Annotated in this window: 23 protein-coding genes and 1 other annotated feature; of the genes, 12 read left to right on the forward strand and 11 right to left on the reverse strand. The window is 40.8% G+C overall.

Annotation, left to right across the window (positions count from 1 at the left end):
- Positions 1–6 precede the first annotated feature (6 nt).
- From JOC34_RS22095 to JOC34_RS10650, 6 genes are all read left to right on the forward strand, one after another.
- The gene (locus tag JOC34_RS22095; protein WP_205136724.1) at positions 7–1,488 is read left to right on the forward strand and encodes an ATP-binding cassette domain-containing protein; all 1,482 of its coding nucleotides are present in this window, start codon (positions 7–9) and stop codon (positions 1,486–1,488) included.
- 120 nt (positions 1,489–1,608) lie between these two features.
- A complete protein-coding gene (locus JOC34_RS10630; RefSeq protein ID WP_205136725.1) occupies positions 1,609–2,055 on the forward strand; it encodes a DUF5342 family protein in 447 nt (148 codons plus the stop codon).
- Positions 2,056–2,141: 86 nt separating this feature from the next.
- Complete coding sequence (locus JOC34_RS10635; protein WP_205136726.1) at positions 2,142–2,627, forward strand: DUF456 domain-containing protein; 486 nt, start codon at positions 2,142–2,144, stop codon at positions 2,625–2,627.
- Between the two features lie 30 nt (positions 2,628–2,657).
- The gene (gene thiD, locus JOC34_RS10640; protein WP_205136727.1) at positions 2,658–3,491 is read left to right on the forward strand and encodes a bifunctional hydroxymethylpyrimidine kinase/phosphomethylpyrimidine kinase; all 834 of its coding nucleotides are present in this window, start codon (positions 2,658–2,660) and stop codon (positions 3,489–3,491) included.
- A gap of 13 nt (positions 3,492–3,504) precedes the next feature.
- A complete protein-coding gene (locus tag JOC34_RS10645) occupies positions 3,505–4,056 on the forward strand; it encodes a cysteine hydrolase family protein (RefSeq protein WP_205136728.1) in 552 nt (183 codons plus the stop codon).
- Positions 4,057–4,152: 96 nt separating this feature from the next.
- Positions 4,153–4,692, forward strand: coding sequence for a GNAT family N-acetyltransferase (locus JOC34_RS10650; protein WP_205136729.1), 540 nt, complete (start codon positions 4,153–4,155; stop codon positions 4,690–4,692).
- A 341-nt stretch (positions 4,693–5,033) separates the two neighbouring features.
- Here the strand turns inward: JOC34_RS10650 and nikR are convergent, their stop codons facing one another.
- From nikR to folE, 9 genes are all read right to left on the reverse strand, one after another.
- Entirely contained in the window at positions 5,034–5,453 is a 420-nt protein-coding gene (gene nikR / locus JOC34_RS10655; RefSeq protein WP_205136730.1) for a nickel-responsive transcriptional regulator NikR, read from the reverse strand.
- A 223-nt stretch (positions 5,454–5,676) separates the two neighbouring features.
- A complete protein-coding gene (locus tag JOC34_RS10660) occupies positions 5,677–6,420 on the reverse strand; it encodes a class I SAM-dependent methyltransferase (protein WP_205136731.1) in 744 nt (247 codons plus the stop codon).
- Positions 6,421–6,438: 18 nt separating this feature from the next.
- Positions 6,439–8,031 (reverse strand): nickel ABC transporter substrate-binding protein, encoded by a 1,593-nt coding sequence (locus tag JOC34_RS10665; RefSeq protein ID WP_205136732.1) that lies wholly within the window; start codon positions 8,029–8,031, stop codon positions 6,439–6,441.
- Positions 8,032–8,052: 21 nt separating this feature from the next.
- Positions 8,053–9,003 carry an oligopeptide/dipeptide ABC transporter ATP-binding protein gene (locus JOC34_RS10670; RefSeq protein WP_205136733.1) on the reverse strand — a complete coding sequence of 317 codons (951 nt, stop codon included), beginning with the start codon at positions 9,001–9,003 and terminating at the stop codon, positions 8,053–8,055.
- Between the two features lie 24 nt (positions 9,004–9,027).
- Positions 9,028–9,816, reverse strand: coding sequence for an ABC transporter ATP-binding protein (locus JOC34_RS10675; protein WP_239544256.1), 789 nt, complete (start codon positions 9,814–9,816; stop codon positions 9,028–9,030).
- Complete coding sequence (gene nikC, locus JOC34_RS10680; RefSeq protein ID WP_205136734.1) at positions 9,809–10,735, reverse strand: nickel transporter permease; 927 nt, start codon at positions 10,733–10,735, stop codon at positions 9,809–9,811. Before nikC ends, JOC34_RS10675 begins: the two co-directional genes overlap by 8 nt.
- A gap of 17 nt (positions 10,736–10,752) precedes the next feature.
- The gene (gene nikB, locus JOC34_RS10685; RefSeq protein WP_205136735.1) at positions 10,753–11,688 is read right to left on the reverse strand and encodes a nickel ABC transporter permease; all 936 of its coding nucleotides are present in this window, start codon (positions 11,686–11,688) and stop codon (positions 10,753–10,755) included.
- 387 nt (positions 11,689–12,075) lie between these two features.
- Positions 12,076–12,837, reverse strand: a complete 762-nt coding sequence (locus JOC34_RS10690; RefSeq protein ID WP_205136736.1) for an SDR family oxidoreductase — start codon at positions 12,835–12,837, stop codon at positions 12,076–12,078.
- Between the two features lie 70 nt (positions 12,838–12,907).
- Positions 12,908–13,546: a GTP cyclohydrolase I FolE gene (gene folE / locus JOC34_RS10695; RefSeq protein ID WP_205136737.1), complete on the reverse strand. Its 639-nt coding sequence runs from the start codon at positions 13,544–13,546 to the stop codon at positions 12,908–12,910.
- Positions 13,547–13,726: 180 nt separating this feature from the next.
- Positions 13,727–13,953, forward strand: a binding site (T-box leader).
- 117 nt (positions 13,954–14,070) lie between these two features.
- Here folE and proS point away from each other — a divergent pair.
- The 5 genes from proS to JOC34_RS10720 all read left to right on the forward strand — a co-directional run bounded on the left by proS (position 14,071) and on the right by JOC34_RS10720 (position 19,047).
- Entirely contained in the window at positions 14,071–15,510 is a 1,440-nt protein-coding gene (proS, locus tag JOC34_RS10700; RefSeq protein WP_205136738.1) for a proline--tRNA ligase, read from the forward strand.
- Between the two features lie 158 nt (positions 15,511–15,668).
- Positions 15,669–16,829, forward strand: coding sequence for a M20 family metallopeptidase (locus tag JOC34_RS10705; protein ID WP_205136739.1), 1,161 nt, complete (start codon positions 15,669–15,671; stop codon positions 16,827–16,829).
- 29 nt (positions 16,830–16,858) lie between these two features.
- The gene (locus JOC34_RS10710) at positions 16,859–17,641 is read left to right on the forward strand and encodes a transporter substrate-binding domain-containing protein (RefSeq protein ID WP_205136740.1); all 783 of its coding nucleotides are present in this window, start codon (positions 16,859–16,861) and stop codon (positions 17,639–17,641) included.
- Positions 17,642–17,672: 31 nt separating this feature from the next.
- Positions 17,673–18,332, forward strand: coding sequence for an amino acid ABC transporter permease (locus tag JOC34_RS10715; protein ID WP_205136741.1), 660 nt, complete (start codon positions 17,673–17,675; stop codon positions 18,330–18,332).
- Positions 18,325–19,047, forward strand: a complete 723-nt coding sequence (locus tag JOC34_RS10720) for an ATP-binding cassette domain-containing protein (RefSeq protein ID WP_205136742.1) — start codon at positions 18,325–18,327, stop codon at positions 19,045–19,047. Before JOC34_RS10715 ends, JOC34_RS10720 begins: the two co-directional genes overlap by 8 nt.
- Before the next feature lie 89 nt (positions 19,048–19,136).
- Here the strand turns inward: JOC34_RS10720 and JOC34_RS10725 are convergent, their stop codons facing one another.
- Positions 19,137–19,616, reverse strand: coding sequence for a glutathione peroxidase (locus JOC34_RS10725; protein ID WP_205136743.1), 480 nt, complete (start codon positions 19,614–19,616; stop codon positions 19,137–19,139).
- 216 nt (positions 19,617–19,832) lie between these two features.
- Here JOC34_RS10725 and JOC34_RS10730 point away from each other — a divergent pair, with 216 nt between their 5' ends.
- Positions 19,833–20,069, forward strand: coding sequence for a TM2 domain-containing protein (locus JOC34_RS10730; RefSeq protein WP_205136744.1), 237 nt, complete (start codon positions 19,833–19,835; stop codon positions 20,067–20,069).
- 57 nt (positions 20,070–20,126) lie between these two features.
- Here the strand turns inward: JOC34_RS10730 and trhO are convergent, their stop codons facing one another.
- Positions 20,127–21,098, reverse strand: coding sequence for an oxygen-dependent tRNA uridine(34) hydroxylase TrhO (trhO, locus tag JOC34_RS10735; protein ID WP_205136745.1), 972 nt, complete (start codon positions 21,096–21,098; stop codon positions 20,127–20,129).
- Positions 21,099–21,467: the final 369 nt, after the last annotated feature.

The following is a 21,467-nucleotide window of genomic DNA, read 5'->3' on the forward strand; positions in this document are numbered from 1 at the left end:
ATGGCTATGACGCAAGATAAAAGAATAGAACAATCCGATCCAACACCCTTGCTTGAAGTGAAGGATTTCTCTTTAACATTTCGTCATTATGGGAAAGGTTTGCACGAAACGGAGCTGGAAGCCATTAGTAAACTGGATTTGACGATCCATCAGGGGGAAATCGTTGCTGTCTTAGGTGCGAGCGGATCGGGAAAAAGCTTGCTAGCAAATGCGATTTTAGGGGTGCTTCCGGAAAATGCAATAACAAAAGGAACATTGAATTATAAAGGGAAAGCACTCTCGAGGGAGAAACAAATCGCATTGCGAGGAAAGCAAATATCACTGATCCCACAATCAGTCAATGCCCTTGATCCTTTAATGAAAACAGGCAAACAAGTGCAAGCAGTGATTAAAGGAAAGAATAAGCAAGCCATTCAACAGGCGATTTTTCAAAAAGTTGGTTTACCTGAGTCGACAGGGGATCGTTATCCATTTGAATTGTCCGGGGGTATGGCAAGAAGGGTACTTGCCGCAACTGCAATGGTGAGCGGAGCAAACCTGGTGATTGCCGATGAACCGACACCAGGTCTGGATCCGATTGCGCTTCATGATACGATAAAACATATGAAACAGCTGGCAGCGGATGGAAAAGGTATAATGTTTATTACCCACGACATTGAAGTGGCTTTACAGCTAGCAGACAAGATTGCTGTTTTCTATGCAGGTCAAACAATAGAAATCGCACATGCAGATGATTTTTCCGGAAAAGGGGAAAATTTACGTCATCCCTATACAAAAGCACTATGGAATGCATTACCAAAAAATGACTTTATGGCACTACCGAAGCCGATTGCAATGGATGTTGAAAAAAGCGACAAGTTGAAACCCGATAAGTCAGGCGCTTTCATGCTTGAAGCAAAAGGAATTAGTTACCATTATCCGAATAACCCATGGCTATTTAAAAATTTGAATCTATCTATTAAGCCGGGCGAGATTGTTGGGGTTTTTGGATATAGCGGTTCTGGTAAATCGACCATGGCACAAATCATTGCTGGGTACAGAATGCCTGTTGAGGGAAAGATAATAATCGATGACAAAGTTATCTCCCCTAGAGGAAGGCATCCTGTTCAAATGGTTTGGCAGCATCCTGAAAAGGCGATTAATCCAAGATGGCGGATGAAGCAAACGTTGCAAGAAACGGGTCCTTTAGATGGGGATCTACTCTCGACGTTAGGGATAAAAACAGAATGGCTGGACCGTTGGCCAAGTGAACTTTCTGGTGGAGAGTTGCAGCGCTTTTGTCTCGCGCGTGCCCTGATGGGAGATATAAAATATCTGGTGGCAGATGAAATGACTACGATGTTGGATGCAGTTACCCAAGCGCAAATCTGGCATTCTTTAATCAAATTGGCGAAACAACGAAATATTGGCGTGCTTGCCATCAGCCATGATCATCAGTTATTGCAAAGGGTATGTGACCGGATAATCGACTTTACTGAAATAAGGTAGGATATTATACAATTTGACATTTATCAACAAAGCGTTTACGATGAGGTTTAATTTTCCTGAAAAAAAGGCATGTTTATTGCTGGAAAAGGGAATATAATAATATACTAATTTTTCAGGGAGGTGTTTCCACTGGTAGATGATTTTAAAGTGGAACCGGTTTTTGAAGATCGACAGCATGAACGGCATCAATTTAAACTTGTCATAGATGGACGGAATTACAAGGGCGATTACATTGATGGAGAAATTCAATGGTTGAATCCACATCCGAAACAGGATGTTGGTGAGGATGAGCTAAAGGCTGTAGAAGCTGAAGTACATGAACTATTGGGTGAACATGGTGTCAGAGATGAAACGGATGATATTGAAGTAGAACCGATGTTAAATAATCAAGCTAGGCAGCTCCATATGTTTAAATTGAAAATTCAAGGTGAAGAGTTTAAAGGAATTTTCCGCGACAATGGAGAAATAGAATGGTTCCACCCTAAACCAAGACGTAAATTAAAAGATGAGCGTGTTGAAAAGGTGGAAGAAAAAGTACAGGAAAAAATGAAAGAACATCTGGAATAGAGAAAATCAAGCGCATCCTAGTTATAGCTGATAACAGGGGTGCGCCTTTTTGTAAAATTTAGCTACGGGCTGACTTGGAGGGTATCATGCTGAATTTCATTATTTGGTTCATTATTATTGCACTATTTGTGCTTAGTTTCGTTGGTCTATTGTATCCGATTATTCCATCTGTGATCGTTATATGGATCGGGTTTCTACTGTATCATTTTATTATTAATTCGGGTGAGCTCAATTTAGTGTTTTGGATCATCATGGCAGTGTTTACAGTGATTTTAATTGGGGCTGACATCATTGCCAACAGTTATTTTGTGAAGAAATATGGTGGCAGTAAATGGGGAGAACGCGGAGCGGCAGTAGCGGTGTTGGTCGGTTCGTTCATTATTCCACCGTTTGGAATTCTGATTGTACCTTTTGTTACCGTGTTTATCATTGAAATGATACAAAGAAGAACAGTACAAAAAGCTTTAAGAGCTTCGTTTGGCTCTTTGATTGGATTTCTGGGTGGAACACTAGCCAAAATTGTCATTCAATTTGTTATGATTATTTGGTTTTTTATCGTAATATGGTTTTAGAAAGTTATTTTGAAAGAAGGTATTTTTCATATGAATAATTATCCTCCACGGGTCCTAACAATAGCAGGCTCAGCTGCGGGCGGAAGTGCCGGAATCCAAGCAGATTTAAAAACATTCCAGGAACTGGATGTATATGGGATGAGCGTGGTAACTGCGATTGTTGGCCGCCATCCGGAAACAGATAAAAATGTGCATCCGCAAACGATTGAAGCGATTGAAGCACAATTTGTGACAGCATTGAAGCAGGTTGGTGCGGATGGACTAAAGACAGGTATGTTATTTTCGAAAGAAGTTATTGAAGCAGTAGCAGCACTGGTTAAGGATGCAGCGATTGAAAATATTGTAGTAGATCCTGTCATGGTTGGGAAATTAGATTCCAAGCTGTTAAAAGACGATGCGATTGATGCACTGAAAAGTAGCTTAATACCATTAGCAACGGTTATCACACCAAATATACCGGAGGCGTCTATTTTGTTGGATGATAGACCCTTAAACAGTGTAGCCGATTTAAAGCAGGCTGCTGTCGATTTACATGCATTGGGTGCGCCCTATGTATTAGTGAAAGGTGGAAGACTTACAGGTCCCGCTATTGATGTTTTATATGATGGGAATACTTTAATCACTTTTGAGGCACCGCGTATTGACACGGTGAACACGAGTGGAGCCGGCTGTACATATTCAGCAGCGATTACCGCTTTCTTAGCAAAAGGAAAGTCAGTTACTGAAGCTGTAGGGCTAGCGAAAAGTTTTGTAACGACAGCCATTGAACATGGCTTTTCCTATACGGAAATGGTTGGTCCAACCTACCATGCAGCGGCACGGAAGTATGGTGAAGCACATCAGATTAAAATTGAAAAATTTTAAGGAGGCATATAAAATGGGGAAACGTGCATTACTGAATGTGGATTATACTTATGATTTTGTCGCACCTGATGGTAAGTTAACATGTGGGGAGCCAGGGCAGGTAATTGAAGATAAAATCGTCTCTATCACAGAAGAATTTATCGAGGCCGGTGATTATGTTGTATTTGCGATCGATAAGCATGAAGCGGATGATGGGCTGCACCCGGAAACGGCATTATTTCCACCGCATAATATTGCAGGGACTTCCGGTCGTGATTTATACGGAAAATTAGCAGGCGTTTATGCGCAAAACAAAGATAAAGCGAATGTTTATTATTATGATAAAACAAGGTACAGTGCTTTCGCTGGAACTGATTTGGAGATCAAACTTCGTGAGCGGGGGATTGAAGAGGTTCATATCATTGGTGTCTGCACAGATATTTGTGTATTACATACCGCAGTCGATGCGTACAACAAAGGATTTAACATTGTCGTACATCAGGATGCGGTCGCCAGCTTTAATCAAGCAGGGCACGATTGGGCATTAACGCATTTTACGAATACGTTGGGTGCACAAGTCGTGTGAAGAGAAGTCGGGAATTGATCCTGGCTTTTTGAAATTTGATTACCACTTTATATGATGACGTGAAAAATATTTAGTAAACAAGTGAGGGCTGCGTCCATGTCAGGTTTATTCAGGGAATATAAATTTGGGGATTATAACGTAAGAAAAGCGGGAGCACAGGATTTAGTGGCTGTATATGGACTTTTGCGTGATACGGCCAGCTGGTTAAAGGCAAAAGGCATTTCGCAATGGGAAGAGCTCCTTCATAGTGAAGAAAATAATGAGGCGAGACAGGCTATTTCATCCGGCATTACCCATTTAGTTGAAGACGGCGACGGGGATTTAGCTGCGATGTTTAATTTATCAGGAAAACAAAACGATTGGGATATCGACATGTGGGGTAAACAGGATGACCTTGCTTATTATTTACATAAGCTAGCAGTGGCTAAAGGTCACCACCAGCAACAAATCGGCAGACAGATCCTGGATTGGATAGATGAAAATATCCTGTTGGAAAATGGGTATGTGCGATTGGATTGTGTGGCGGATAATTCCGTGTTAAATGACTTTTATCAGCGGGCAGGATACACATTTGTGGGATATGCTAGTGAAGGCAAGGATAATTTTTCTCTTTACGAGAAGCTGTTTACAAATTGAACGGGCCTGGGCGGCGAGTGCTGGACCTTGGTCGGAGTGCTGCACCCTGGACCCTGGGCCGCGAGCGCTGAACCCTAGGTCGCGAACGCTGAACCTTGGGCCGCGAACGCTGAACCCTGATCTGCGAGCGCTGGACTCTGGTCCGCGAGCGCTGAACCCCGGGCGTGGCGCTGAACCTTGGTCTGCGAGCGCTGAACCCTGGGTCGCGAGCGCTGAACCTTGGTCCGCGAACGCTGAACCCTGGTCTGCGAGCGCTGAACCTTGGTCCGCGAGCGCTGAACCCCGGGCGTGGCGCTGAACCTCCAGTCGCATGCGCCGAAACGAGCTGTTTTATACAGATGCTATAATTTTTCCAATGGGGCTAATGTTAATCTTCCGTAATCAACGCCTCTTAAACTCGTTAATTGATTGCTGAGCTGTTGTATGTCTTTGGCTTTGCCATTTACAATGATCATCTCAAGGCAAGTGTCTTTATCCAAATGAAAGTGTGTAGTAGCCAGGACATTATCGTGCATGCTATGCTGGATTCTTGTTAATTCTTCCATCAAGTTTCTCTGGTGATGGTTGTAAAATAAAAGAATGCTTCCTGCAACAATTTGTTCATCTTTCTCCCACGAGTGTTGGACTAAGGCGTCTCTAACCAGATCCCTAATGGCTTCGGATCGGTTGGCATATCCTTTTTGTGTTACTAGCCCATCAAATCGGCGAAGCAGGTGCCCCTCCATGGATATTCCAAATCTTTTCAAGCCTGATTCCTCCATAACAAATTCCTCCTTGCTTTTCTTTTATGCTAATTATTCGTAACACCTTTTATTGAAAATAGTAACACGATCAATACCCATTTGTATAGGGTTTGTTACGTTATTTATAAGGTGAAGGGATAGTTTGTATTACAAACTTAACAAATACGTAACACATTAGACTGAAAAAAGACTGCTTATGGGACGCAGTCTCACACTCTTTTCTATTCAGGAACAGAACAGATTATTTCTCAACGACAAGCATAAACAGTGGCGTGGATCTAAATCTAACCTTTTGTTCTGCGTTCCATGCCTTTTCTGTGACATCAATATCACAGAAGATCTTTTTAAAACCGAGTTTAATAAATGTGTCAAAGTCCCATTGCGGACGCATTCTGCTACACATTGGCATGCTTTTTCGATAATCATGCATTGCATCGCTATATTCCAAGACAGGTTTATTAAATATTTCAATATAATTTTGTATATCTTCCTCATGCTTTTTCATGTATTCCTTATCAAAATAACGCATATTCCAATTTGCATCAAAAATAATAATTTTTCCGCCTGGACGAAGTACTCGTTTCCATTCTGTATATGCCTTTTCTGCATCAATTAACGTCCATGTAAGGTTTCGGCTAATAATCAGATCGTATGATGCGTCAGGGGCGTTGATGCTATGTCCGTCAGATAATTTGAACGCTGGCTTTACTCCTTCGCTGGCTGCATTGCTTTTTGCTTGTTCAAGCATCTTCTCCGTGAAATCAATCGCAGTTATTTCATGCCCAGCTAATGCCATAATAATGGCGAAAAAACCTGGTCCCGTACCTACATCGAGGATATCCAGCTTTTCCTTTTCAGGAGCATGTGCAAGAATCATGTCTGTCCAGATCTGTTTCATTTCACTATTTAATTCATTTTTTACACTGTTGCTGTAATTAACGGCACCGTCCGTCCAGTTTTTTATAATCTTATTTTCTAAATTCATCATTGTAACCTCCTATAATTAGTTGTCCGCTATTTTTAATTGGTCCCATTCAATCGGAGCATAAGCATTTACCCCTGGTTTAAATTTTTCGATACGATTGTTCACAGCATAGATCGTTTCGGGGTAGTATAAAGGAATCGCTACTACTTCGTCGTGAAAAAAATTAAATATTTTACCGTAGTTTTTCTGTCTCGTATCTTCGTCCATGCTTAATAATGTTTTATCTATATATCCTTCCAGTTCCTCATCATACCAGACCTTTGCTTTGTTGTTGGTTGACATCTTGGTAAACAATTGCCTTAGCTCACTGTGGGGCACCCATGAATCGGAAGCGGTCCGTTGGAGGAGCAGATCATATTTTCGGCTTCCGAATCCAATGTCTGTATACGTATTTAAATCGACGGTGTTGAGACGGACATTTACGCCAATATCCTTTAATTCCGATTGCACAAATTCAGCCATCGTTTTCCATTCAGGAAATTCGTCTGTACTTAAGACAAGTTCGATGTCTATGGGGTTGCCATCTTTTTCAATGGTGCCGTCTCCATCCGTGTCTTCAAAACCTGCCTCTTTCAGTAGCGCTTTAGCTTTTTCTGGATCATAGTCATACGCTTCATTATTTTCCGCAGTTACATAGGGAACGCTTGGTTGAAATAATCCTCTTGCCGGAGCTCCAATACCATTTAGCAAGTTATTGACCATGCTTTCTTTATTAATAGCATAGTTGAATGCCAGACGAACTTTTTTATCTTGGAAGATAGGATTGTCCTGGTTAAAGCCGATAAAATAGGAACTCATTGTGTCTGTATGGTAGACGGATACATTTGGATCATTCTCTAAAGATTCCACACTTTCAAGTGGTATTCTGCCAATTAAATCACCACCAATAATATCGACTTCGCCGCTTTGCAGTGCCATTACTCTGGCCTGTTCATCGGAAATAACTTTAAATACAAGTTTGTCTATATTTGGTTTTTCTCCCCAGTAATGTGGGTTTGGGACCAAGGTGAATTCCTGATCTTTTTTATAATCTTCTACCATCCATGGTCCAGTACCGACAGGCATTGTGAAATCATCATTCTCGATGGAATCCGGGCTCAAAAATCGAACAGGACGCGGGTAGGATAATTCTGTCAAAATCGGATATGCCTTGTCCTTGAAGACCATTTTTACGGTGTGATCATCGATCGCTTCCATGCTTTCCACATTAACGGAAGTCAGTGAAGAGTGGCGCTGATCGTTTACCCAACGTTTTAGATTGAAAATAACTGCATCTGCATCAAATTCTGTCCCATCGGAAAACTTAACATCATCCCTTAATGTAAAGGTATAGGTTTTCCCGTCATCATCAATCTTCCAATCGGTTGCGAGCTGCGGCTGTATACCATCTTTTCCACCATCTTCGACTAACCCTTCATAAATCAACTTAAAAAGGATATGTGGTCCGTTATAGGACGCTGCATCGAGCTTATTTAACTCCCCGTCTCTATACATTGCAATAACAACTTCGTTTTCTTTGGATGTCTCTTTTGTTTCGCCTCCGCAAGCTGTGAGAAAAGCAAACAGGATGCATAGGACCGTAATCATAAATACCGTTTTTATTTGTTTCATTTTATGCCCCCATCTCAATTGTTAATGATCAACCACATGACATGCAACAGCATGATCGTCACCTATGTTTTTTAATTTCGGTGCATGAATTTTGCAGATGTCTTGTGCCAATAAACATCTATTCTGGTATGGGCACCCCTCATTGGCAATAGCTGATTCGGATTCCGCTGTTTCCTTTAAGCTCATTGTCTGTTTCTCTCTATTTCTTGGGTTTACATCGAGCGTTGCATCAAGCAGGGCTTTCGTGTACGGATGTTTGATCCTTGCATTGATAGAAGGTAGGATTTCCATTACTTTTCCCATATACATAACGGCGACCCGATCACATACTTTTTGTACTGCGGATAGATCATGGGAAATAAACAAATAGGTCAGTCCAAATGCTTCTTTTAAATCCATTAGCAATTGTAGAATTTGATTCCTCATGGTGTAATCCACGCTCGATACAACCTCATCACAAACGACAAATTCCGGATGTAATATAAGTGCGCGGGCAATCCCGATCCGTTGTCGCTGACCACCGCTTAGTTCGTTGCCATACCGGGTTAAATAACTTTCGTCCAACCCAACGCTATGTAAAATGGCACGGACTCTCTTTTCCTTTTCTGCATCACTTTCATGAAGGAAATAGTTGTTTACAGGTTCCATTAGAATTTGCTTTACTATAAAGTACGGATTAAACAAGTTTGTACTATTTTGGAAGATCATCTGTATGTTTCTTCTGATTGGTCGCATTTTATGGAAGTTATAGTTGGAAATATCCTGTCCTTTGAATAGGACTTTACCACTCGTTTGCTTTTCCAACTGTAGCAGTAATTTTCCAAATGTACTTTTCCCGCATCCGGATTCCCCTACAAGCCCTAATGTTTCGCCTTGTTTAATCGTTAAGGTGACGCCTTGTACTGCATAGGATTTTTCTTTTGCTTTCTCGTCATAACTTTTATATAAATCAATCGCTTCTACCAAGCCCATTTGCTAACACCCCCCTTCATGTAGCTATGTTATCGCATTCATCAGTTCCTTGGTATACTTGTGTTGCGGTTTTTCAAATATGTCATAAACCGTTCCGTTTTCCACAATCTTACCGTTGTTCATTACATATACTTGATCGGCTGTTTGTGCTACAACGCCGAGATCATGCGTAATCAATACAACTGCCATACCCTTATCTCTTAATGCCAGTAATTCTTCTAGAATGCCGCGCTGAACAGTTAAATCAAGTGCCGTCGTTGGTTCGTCAGCAATGAGTACATTCGGGTTTGAAATGATCGCCATAGCAATCATTACGCGCTGGCACATACCACCACTTAATTCAAATGGATAGCTATTTAGGATTTTCTTTGTGTTTTTAAGTCCAACCCTGACGAGTACGTCTTCACACCGTTTCATGGCCATGTTTTTTGATATCCTTTCATGCGCTGTGATGGCCTCGATCAGTTGTTTCTTAATTCTAATTGATGGGTTTAACGCGCTGGTTGGGTCCTGGAAAATCATAGATATTTCTTTTCCATGAACATTTCTCAGGGCTCTGTCGCCTAGCTTTCGTAGATCTCTACCATTCAGGAATACTTCTCCTGCTTCGATTCTTCCGGATGTATCCACAATATTAAAGACACATAATGCTGTAACAGATTTCCCGCTGCCGCTTTGCCCAACAATTGCTGTGATTTCCCCTGGATACGCATCTAAACTGACGTCATCGACTGCTTTGATCACTGTTTGACCTTTGTTTGGATAAAAGGATGTCTTTAAATTTTTGATGGATAAAACGGCTTGTTTACTCATACGTATCCTCCTTTAAGGTTGAAACCTTTCGTTGTACGGACCAGGGTTTGATTCGTTGAATGCCTTTTTGGGTATGTGGTGACAGGGCTTCATTTAAACCTTCTCCAAGCATATTTAGTCCAAAAATGACGATCATAATTGCTAATCCTGGCCAAAGCATCAAGGCAGGATCAGTAGCGATGAATTCCCGGCTGTCATTTAGCATAACGCCCCAATCTGCTGCGGGTGGCTGTGTGCCTAAACCGATAAATGAGAATCCGGCAATATGCATAATGATGGAAGCTACATTTAATGTAGCAAGCACGATGATTGGGGATGCTGCATTCAGCAATATGTGTTTTACGATAATTTGAAATTTCGATGTCCCGGCAGCCTCTGCTGCCATCACGAAATCTTTCTCCTTTATTTTAAGCACGGCTCCTCTGATAACACGTGCAAAGGGAGCCCACCAGAGGGAAACGAGTACGAGCATAATGTTCAACATCCCGGGTCCCATCATGCCAACGACAGCAAGTGCTAATATACCCGATGGAAAAGTTAACACAATATCGGCAACGCGCATAATGAAATTATCAATCCGCCCTCCGGTATATCCAGCGATCATTCCCATTGGGACGCCGATAATTAGGATCCCTGCCAGAACAAGGAAAGCATTACGGAGTGTAACTTGTGTCCCGTAAATGATTCTTGATAGAACATCTCTTCCCAATTGATCCGTACCGAGTGGGTATTCCCAGGAAGATGGTAGCAAGCGATTCTCGATGTTTACAGCAGTTGGATCATGTGGTGCAATATAGGTTGCGAAGGCTCCTGCCAAAATAAACAATAGAACAATAATGCCACCGGTTAACGCTAATTTATCATTCTTCAGGCGGGAAAATGTTCTTTTTAATAGATTGGTATCCGTATGTTCTTTCATATGTAGCCCCCTTCCGTTCACTTAAGTTTAATTTTAGGATCAATATACGTGTAACAAATATCAATAATTAAGTTAATTAACACAAATGAGATGGCAACAAATAATATATATCCTTGAATAACAGGTAAGTCTTTCGCCTTGATGCTTTCGAGTGCGAACTTTCCAATGCCGTTCCAGGAAAAGATCATCTCAACAGCGAAGCTTCCGGTAACTAATGTGCCGAAATTACTGCCCATCAAGGTGATACAAGGGATGATTGCATTTTTTAAGCCATGTTTGATGAGTACAGCATTGTTACTTAATCCTTTTATTTTTGCTGCTTTCATGTATGTTGCATCCATTACTTCGATGATATTTGTTCGAAGAAGCCGTGTGTAAATAGCTGCATACCCCAAACTTAATGTAAAGGCTGGTAAAAATATATGTTGCAGTTGATTTCCTGCCACCACGGGAAATATATCAAGGTGGATGGCAAATAAATAGAGTAAAAGCAACCCTAGGAAAAAGTCAGGCATCGTGGCACCACCAGTGGAAATGACCCGGAAGCTATGATCTATCCATGTGTTTTTATATTTCGCCGAAATCATGGCCATGGGTATCGCTAAAAAAATGGACAATACAGCAGCGCAAAGCGCTAGCATAAACGTTGCTGGGAAGCGGTATACAATTTCATCCCAGACAGGCTGGTTGCTACGAAAAGATGTACCAAAGTCGAGTTTGATAACATTGCCTAACCAATTAAAATATTGTGTTACGAGTGGTTTATCAAGCCCAAGTTCTGCTCTTACCGCGTCAACAGCTTCTGGTGTGACTTGCCCGCCTTCGTTCCGGAGGGTGATCTCTGCGACATCCCCTGTTGAGAAATGACTTAGGGTGAAAGCGATAATGGATATGATAAACAGCATCGGGATTACTTGTAATATACGATTAATAATAAAGCGCTTTTTTGTCAAAAGGTTCCACTCCTGCACATTTAAGATAAAGAAGACTTGGTTCAGGTTCTCTTGGTGATAATTAATTGCTACGAAAGTTAATAAAAGTAACACGAAAATATGCGAGTGTTCATCATTAAATGTATTGTGAAAATAATATAACTAATTTAACATTATGCATCTACATAGTCAATCATTCTTTAGGTCTATATTTATTGTATTGAAATGGTAATACGTTATTATTAAAACGTAGCAAAAGGTGGGGGGAGATAGCGAACGAATTGGTAACTTTTTACGATGGGGTGTGGACGTTGGGGGTTTAGGGGGCGGGATCTGAAAGGAAGACAAAAAAAGACCGCACGCCGGAGTATGAAATCCGAACGTGCGGTGCAAGAACGCTAGCAAAGATCAATCTCTATATTTGTTTACAACATGGACTCCGCCAGAAGCAGAAATAACACTACCGGTAATCAAATCCGAATCCTCCTGACACAGAAAGCTGATAATCCGTGCAATATCTTCCCCTGTTCCAGGGCGTCCGATTGGTGTCTTTCCATCGTGTATGTCTCTTACTAGTTGAATTTCCTTTTCCTTCATTTCTCCGATGATATCTCCCGGGGAAACCATATTAGCGGTAATACCATGTTCCGCTTCTTCAATGGCGATTGTTTTTGTTAAAGAAACCAACCCAACCTTTGCGGCACTGAACGCGGAACGATACATCCAACCAGGTGCCTGTTCTGCGTCTTGAAAACCATAGGTAATAATCCTGCCAAATTGTTGATTCCGCATGATGGGAAGGACTAATTTGGCGAAGCGGAATACAGCATTTAAATTACCGCTGATCATCTTATCCCATTCGCTTTCCTCATAATCTGCTAGTTTTTTGCGGGCCGCTATGTAAGGTCCAGCGTTATTAATAAGGTAATCAATCCGGCCGAAGTGTTCCATTGCCTGATCAACAACCTGTAAGATATCTTCCTTTTTGGTAATGTCTCCTTGTACAAAGTGCAGACGTTCCTTGTATTGTTTCCATTCTTCCTTTAATTGCTCCACTCTTTCAGAATCACTTCGATAATTAACGGTGACAGTGCAGCCGTTTTGCAGAAACTCCTCTGTCACCTTTTTACCAAGTCCTTTATGTCCGGCGGTGATTACTGCATGTCTCATCTTTATCACTTTTCCTTCCAATCATGATAATGGGTCATCCGGTTCACCGTGAAGGTAATCATTTTCCAATTTACTTATGGAGCAATGATAAAAGCTCCATCCGTTTACTCGGGTCATTTGCGAATAGCCCTTTAACTGCTTGTGTCGTGGTTGAGGAATCTGTCTTACGAACGCCTCTACCGCACATGCACATGTGCTTGGCTTCAATGACGGTCATGACCCCTTGCGGATGAAGAATTTCTTCCATAGCATTCGTGATTTGATTGGTTAATCGTTCCTGTACTTGAAAGCGCCGTGCGTATCCATCGACGACCCGGGCTATTTTGGATAGACCAGTTACTTTCCCGTCTGGGATATAACCAACATGTGCCACACCAAAAAATGGGGCGAAATGATGTTCACACATGGAGTAAAACTCAATATCCTGTACAAGCACTAAGTCGTTATGTTTTACATCAAAAACTTTTTCCAAGTGGACTTTAGGGTCTTCCTTATATCCTTCTGTATATTCGAGAAACGCCTTCAATACACGGGCTGGTGTTTCTTCCAGCCCTTCTCTGTCAGGATCATCCCCGCATAGCTCAATCAAATCTCTAAGCGCACCCATCACATGCTGTGATTGATCTATCTTCTTATCTATATCCGTTGCATTTTCTCCGAATAGGCTCCGGAACTGTTGAGAAATTAATGTACTCTCATTTACCGACATTTATAATTACCTCACTTTTATATAAAACAGCTTTATTTAACTTAATGTTATAAGATTAATACCTATATAGAATAGAACAATTCTTCCATTATAGTCAATGAAATAGATTGTGGGGAATGGGGACTGTCCCCATTTAAAACCTTGACTTTACGTGTATATCCATATATATTTAACATGATATAGGAAACAATGATGAGGATTAGTATAATTTGATTTGTCTTTTAAAGAGAGGAAATGTGTGGTGCGAGTTTCCAAGGACGCAAATTAGAACCTGCCTTCTGAGTTCGCCGTCGGATAAGCATTTATTGCTGTAAGATGTGCGCGGTTCATAACCGTTATCAAGCTAAGTGTGTGAGGATATATATCCTTGCAAACAAGGGTGGTACCACCAGACCTCGGTCCCTTTTTAGGATGGAGGATTTTTTGCGTTCAAAAAGAAGTTCGATTAAGATTGCCAGTCCTATGACAATGTCGAACGACCCTACTTGGTGTAGGGCATAATTTATATAAAGAGGTGTTTGAGCTTGGCTAAGAAGAATAAGCAGTTTGTTGAGAAAGTAACAGCCATGGAGGATGACTTCGGACAATGGTACACAGATGTTGTCAAACAGGCGGGGCTTGTGGATTATGGACAAGTGCGCGGAACGATGATTATCAAGCCATACGGTTATGCCATTTGGGAAAATGTCCGCGATGAGTTGGACAAAAAGTTTAAGGAAACAGGGCATTCTAATGTTGCTTTCCCATTATTTATACCGGAAAGCCTGTTGCAAAAAGAAAAGGACCATGTGGAAGGATTTGCGCCGGAAGTAGCTTGGGTAACACATGGCGGTGAGGAAAAGTTGGAGGAACGTATTGCGGTCCGTCCGACCTCAGAAGTGCTATTCTGTGATTATTATTCAAAAAATATTCACTCTTACCGTGATCTGCCAATGCTGTACAACCAATGGGGAAACGTTGTGCGCTGGGAGAAAACAACGCGTCCATTCTTGCGTTCGTCAGAATTCCATTGGCAGGAAGGACATACAGCGCATGCGACAGATCAAGATGCGGCAGAAGAAACGGAGCGCATGTTAGGAATTTACGCTGATGTCGTGGAAAAGTATTTAGCTATCCCGGTGCTACGTGGTAAAAAGACAAACAAAGAGAAGTTTGCTGGTGCAAAATATACGTTAACGATTGAAGCATTGATGCATGATGGTAAAGCATTGCAATCTGGTACATCCCATCACTTTGGTACTGGATTTGCGGAAGCATTTGATATTACGTATTTGGATAAAAACGGTAGAAGCCAATTTGTACATCAAACCTCCTGGGGGCTTTCAACACGGATTCTTGGAGCGTTAATTATGGTTCATGGCGATGACCGTGGTTTAGTATTGCCACCTAAAATTGCGCCAACACAAGCGTTGATCCTGCCAATTGCGCAGCATAAAGAAGGCGTGCTAGACAAGGCATATGAACTGCGTGACCAGTTAAAAGAAATTGTGCGTGTAGATATTGACGCAAGCGATAAAACACCGGGCTGGAAGTTTAATGAGGCAGAGATGAAAGGTATACCTGTTAGAATTGAGCTAGGCCCTAAGGATATTGAAAAGGATCAAGTAGTTCTTGTCCGTCGCGATACGGGAGAAAAAGAATTTGTAGCATTTGCAGATCTAGAGGTTCGTTTGACTGCATTACTAGAGGAAGTACAACAAAATCTATTTGATAAAGCTGTGGCCGATCGTGCAGAGAAGATCTCCGTTGCAACCACGATGGAGGAATTCAAACAAACGCTTGATGAAACCACTGGATTCATTAAAGCCATGTGGTGTGGCGATGTAGCTTGCGAAGAAAAGATTAAAGAAGAAACCGGGGCAACATCTCGTTGTATCCCTTTTGAACAAGAAAAAGTCGCAGATACATGTGTATGCTGTGGAAAAGAAGCAAAAGAAATGGTTTATTGGGCAAAAGCATATTAATTTTTTGGGGACAGTCCCCCGCCACGCTAAAGTGCTAACGTGGTGGGAGACTGTCCCCTTTTTTGATCTTTTTATAAAAAGGTATTGCTTTTACTAGTGATACTATGGTATAAATATACATATTATATTATAAATATGCATCACTGATGGAGGACCTTATGAAAAGTTTATTAAATAAAGAAATAGAAGATATCCGACAACAATTATGGAATATGAGTGATCATCTATATGGAAATCCAGAGCTTGGTGACCAGGAGTTCAGGTCAATGGAGCTACTTGTTGATTTTTTGAAAAAACATCATTTCAATGTGGAAACAGGAATAGTAAATCGGCCAACTGCTTTTAAAGCGGAATTTAAATCCGGAAAACCGGGACCTACGATTGCATATTTAGCAGAATATGATGCACTGCCAGGTGTCGGTCATGGATGTGGACATAATATGATTGGAACAATGAGTGTTGGCGCTGGAGTGGCACTTAGTAAACTAGTAAATGAACTTGGTGGGACTGTTGTCGTTTTAGGCACACCTGCAGAGGAAACGAACGGCGCGAAAGTACCGATGAGTGAAGCTGGAACCTTTGACGATGTGGATGTTGCCATGATTCTGCACCCCGGGGATCAGTCTTATGAAAGTGGTGATTCACTTGCAATGGATGCCATACAATTTTCCTACGCAGGTAAATCATCGCATGCAGCAGCATCACCGGAAAAAGGAATTAATGCACTGGATAGTGTGATTCAACTATTTAATGGCATCAATGCGCTAAGGGAACATTTGCCAACAGATGTAAGAATTCATGGTGTCATTCCTGAAGGTGGACAGGCAGCAAATGTTGTTCCAGATAAAGCAGTTGCCCAATTTTATGTTCGAGCGAAAGAACGCAGCTATTTAAACGAAGTCGTTGAAAAGGTGAAAAACATTGCGAATGGTGCAGCACTGATGACAGGTGCAACGCTTGAAATATCAAATTATGAATTGAGCTATGATGATATGGTGACAAATAACGCATTATCACAAGCCTTTACAACCAACTTAAAAGCAACGAGCGCACATACCGTTCATCCGAAAAAGCTTAGCTATGGATCGATTGATATGGGAAATGTCAGTCAGGTGGTACCTGCCATTCATCCGTATATTGGTTTAAATGAACCAGGATTGATCGCCCATACAACAGAATTTGCGGATAAGACAATTACGGAGGAAGGTCATCAGGTTCTCGCCAACGGTGCATTGGCATTAGCGAAAACAGGGTATGATGTATTAACTAATTCAGACCTACTCAAAGAGATTCAAACGGAATTTAATCATTCCAAGTGATTTTATTAAAATATGAAGGAGATAACATCATGAAATTTTCATTCAGCAAAGTCATTGTTTTTATATTATTAATAACTGTTCTTGCAGCTTGTGGAGAAAGTAAAGCTGACACAGCGTCCGATGATTCTAAAGCGAAAGATAAAAAGGTATTGAAAATGGCTACTTCTGCAGATTTCCCGCCCTTTGAATCACGGGACACAAAAGGTGAATTTGAAGGATTTGATATTGAGCTGGGGCAACTTGTTGCAGCAGAATTAGGTTATGAATTAGAAATTGAGGATATGAAATTCGATGGTTTGATTGGCGCTCTGCAAGCAAACCGGGTCGATATCGTCATGTCTGGCATGAGTGCAACGGATAAACGGAAAAAGAATGTGGATTTTTCCGATGCATACCACCGTTCGGGAGAAATGTTCATCATGAAAGATGATACGAAAATCAAAGACTTAGAAAGCTTAAAAGGAAAAACAGTGGGCGTGCAGCTGGGAACGATTCAAGAAGAGGGAGCAGATAAATTAAGTAAGGAATATGGATTTGAAGTGAAGAAGATTGATGATGCCGGTATTATCATCCAAGAGTTAAACTCCAACCGAATTGATGTTGGTTATATGGATAAGACGGTTGCGGATGGCTTTATCAAGGAACAGGGATTGATTGGCTTCGATGATCCGACAACAAGTTCACCGGGAATGGGTATTGCTTTTCCTAAGGGAAGCGAATTAGTCGACGATGTAAATAAAGTAATCAAGGAATTAGAAGAGAACGGCAAAATAGATGAATTACAAAATAAATGGCTATCAGATATGGAATAAAATTGCAGCTAGAGAGGCGAGGTGTTAGGGCATGAATTTGGATTTTAGCCAAATGGTGCCTTATATTCCTTTTATGCTTGAGGGAATATGGGTTACATTAAAATTTGTAAGTATGTCTATTTTGGTAGGATTTATTCTAGGAACAATTTTAGCATTATGTAAAATTACAAAGCTTCCCATATTAAAGGGGTTAGCTGATATATATACATCGATTTTTCGTGGTACACCATTAATCCTTCAATTAATGATTTTTTACTTTGCAGTTCCACAATTATCCGGGTATGATACATCCCCATTTTTATCAGCAATTTTAGCTTTTGGCCTTAATTCAGCCGCTTATGTTTCAGAAATCATTCGAGCAGGTATTTTAGCAGTAGATAAAGGACAAACAGAAGCAGCAGAAGCACTTGGTGTTCCATACAAACCAATGATGATAAATATTATTCTGCCACAAGCTTTTAAAAACATATTGCCAGCATTAATGAATGAGTTTATTACATTAACAAAGGAATCAGCAATCGTATCTGTGATTGGCTATTTGGATATCATGCGTCGGGCACAAATTGTTGGTGCAGATATCTATCGAAACTTTGAACCATTATTATTTGCGGGGGTCATTTATTGGATAATGGTTTACCTGCTTACACAGCTTGGGAAGTTAGTAGAACGGAGGCTTCGTCACAGTGATTAAAGCGACTAATATTACAAAAGTATTTGGGGAAAACACCGTATTAAAAAATATTTCTGCCTCTGTGAAACAGGGTGAGGTAGTGGCGGTGATTGGACCTTCGGGGTCTGGGAAATCGACATTTCTTCGCTGTTTAAATTTATTGGAGCAACCTACAACTGGTGAAATTTTCATGAATGAACAGGAAATTACGAAGGAAAAGACAAATAAATTAGAAGTTCGAAAACACATCGGTATGGTATTTCAGCATTTTCATTTGTTTCCGCATATGACTGTTTTGGAAAATGTTACTTATGCACCAATAAAAGTGAAAGGACTTTCGAAAGAAGAAGCAAAAAAACTTGCGAAACAGTTATTGGCAAAGGTTGGGTTAACAGATAAATTGGATGCCTATCCCAACCGGTTATCAGGTGGACAGAAACAACGTGTGGCGATTGCACGTGCGCTATCAATGGAGCCTGAGATTATGTTATTCGATGAGCCAACATCTGCGCTTGATCCGGAGATGGTAAAAGAAGTATTGGATGTCATGAAAGATCTTGCACATACGGGTATGACGATGGTTGTTGTAACACATGAAATGAATTTTGCTAAAGAAGTAGCTGACCGGGTACTGTTCTTAGATGATGGCGTGCTAGTGGAGGGAGGGGAGCCTGAATCCTTTTTTAATCAACCACAAACGGAAAGGGCACAAGACTTCTTAGCAAAGATATTGTAATAATTTAAGACACGCCATGCGTCTATGCATGGCGTGTCTTATTATTGCAGTTTGGCGAGTAATAATACTCCACTGAATGAAGTTTCACTTTATGCCTTCAAGGCTTTTTCTATATCTTTTTCAATGCTTTCCGGCTTTGTTTGCGGAGCGAACCTGTCAATTACTTCACCATTTTTATCAATTAAAAACTTCGTAAAGTTCCACTTAATTTGTTTCGTGATCATTCCTTTTGCTTCCTGGGTTAAATAAACAAAGAGCGGGTGTGCTTCCTCTCCTTTTACGTCTACTTTACTGAACATTTGAAAGGAAACCCCATAGTTTCGCTGGCAAAAATGAGAAATTTCCGCGTCTGTACCTGGGTCCTGGTTGTTGAATTGATTGCACGGGAAACCAAGTATTTCAAAACCCTGATCTTCATACGTTTCAAATAGTTTTTGCAAACCTTCGAATTGTGGCGTGAATCCACATTCACTTGCTGTATTCACAATTAACAGTACTTTTCCTTTATAGTCTGCCAGCGACTTCTCCTTACCGAGCATCGTCTTTGCAGAAAAATCATAAACACTCATGTGAATAAGCCTCCTTTCCCAAAGGATAGCAATCGAAGGGAATGATGTCAAAGGGTACGTATGGAGTATGCGCGCTTTACAGTTTATAGATTATAACGTTTCATAGAGGTAATATCCAGTATACATCTTGACGATCGTGCTTGAAGATCCCATAATGAATATAGAAATTAGGCAATTTTTAATATGTATTGAATTTTAAAAGGAGGTGAACAATATATGGTCACGGAAAGAAATGTTTTATTGGCATACATATTATGGTTTTTCTTAGGGAATTTAGGTGTTCACCGTTTTTATACTGGAAGAGTAGGAACTGGTATTGTACAAATTCTGCTTAGTGTAGTCGGTTGGGCAACGGTTTGGCTTTTTATTGGCTGGTTTTTCCTTGCTGTTCTTTGGTTATGGTTAATTGTTGATATATTCCTGATTCCAGGTATGTGTCGAACACCAAGATAAGTAAAAAGCCTCAGGCGATGTCTGCTAGACAATTCCTGAGGCTTTTCATACTTATTACTACGCTTCTTGCTTGTTATGTTCGCCTAATAATGCAAGTCTGTGCGCTACTTCTTCGGCAGATAAATCATGCTCTTTTACATACATATTACGTGGGCTTGTACGGCATTCGTGTGTACAGCCGCGCAAATATTTGTGTTCATTTTCTTCTGAACAGAGAATTTGTTTATTACAATCGGGATCGGCACAGTTTACATAGCGTTCACATGGCTCTCCATCAAAATAATCCACGCCGACAATAACGTGTTCTTTTTGGTTAATTGGAACGGAAATCCGCTCGTCAAACACGTAGCATTGGCCATCCCATAGATCCCCTTGTACTTCTGGATCTTTACCATAAGTGACGATTCCACCATGCAGCTGACCCACATCCTCAAAACCCTCTTCTAATAACCATCCAGAGAATTTTTCGCAACGGATGCCGCCAGTACAATAAGTTAGTACGCGTTTTCCATTAATTTGATCTTTATTTTCCCGAATCCAGTCCGGTAGGTCGCGAAATGTTTCGATATCTGGACGAATTGCCCCACGGAAATGACCAAGATCGTATTCGTAATCATTACGTGCATCAATTACAACGGTCTCCTCATCCTGCATGGCCTCATAAAACTCTTTAGGAGACAAGTGCTTGCCTGTCGTTTGTAAAGGATTAATATCATCTTCTAAGCGAAGTGTTACCAATTCTTTACGCGGGCGTACATGCATCTTTTTGAAGGCATGACCATCATGTGCATCAATTTTAAATGCCATATCTGAAAAGCGTGGGTCATCGTGCATCGCTTCCATGTATTTTTCAGTTTGTTCAATGGTTCCAGAAACCGTACCATTGATTCCTTCTTGAGCAACTAAAATTCTGCCCTTTAATTCCAAATCTTTACAAAACTGAAGATGCTCCATCGCATAGGCTTCAGGATCTTCAATGTGAACATAATTGTAATACAGTAAAACCTGATAATTTGTACTGTTTTCCATTAGTGACTACCACCTGTCATTGTATTTGCAAGATACAAATTTCGGTGTCGATATTTGATTTTTTACTCTTGCATAACGGTTATTATACCAACGTTTTAATATAATTACAAAAAAAATCTCAGCACGGGACGATTTTAATATTATATAGACTATTCGGTTTACCGCTGGGCATTAGTCGTAAATCCATCTCTGCATACAGTTTGATTAGTATCGCTACGTTTCGAAACGAGTCACTCTTAAAAGATGTTTATAATTACCGTACAGGGGTATCGTATGGTATGGTGAACTTGGACCTGAGGAAGAAACATTAGAAAATCGCAGTTGTGCTTATACTGATGGTATACATTTGTCGGTGCAAATAATCGATGG

The organism is Virgibacillus halotolerans (assembly GCF_016908515.1).
Lineage (GTDB): Bacteria > Bacillota > Bacilli > Bacillales > Amphibacillaceae > Virgibacillus_M > Virgibacillus_M halotolerans.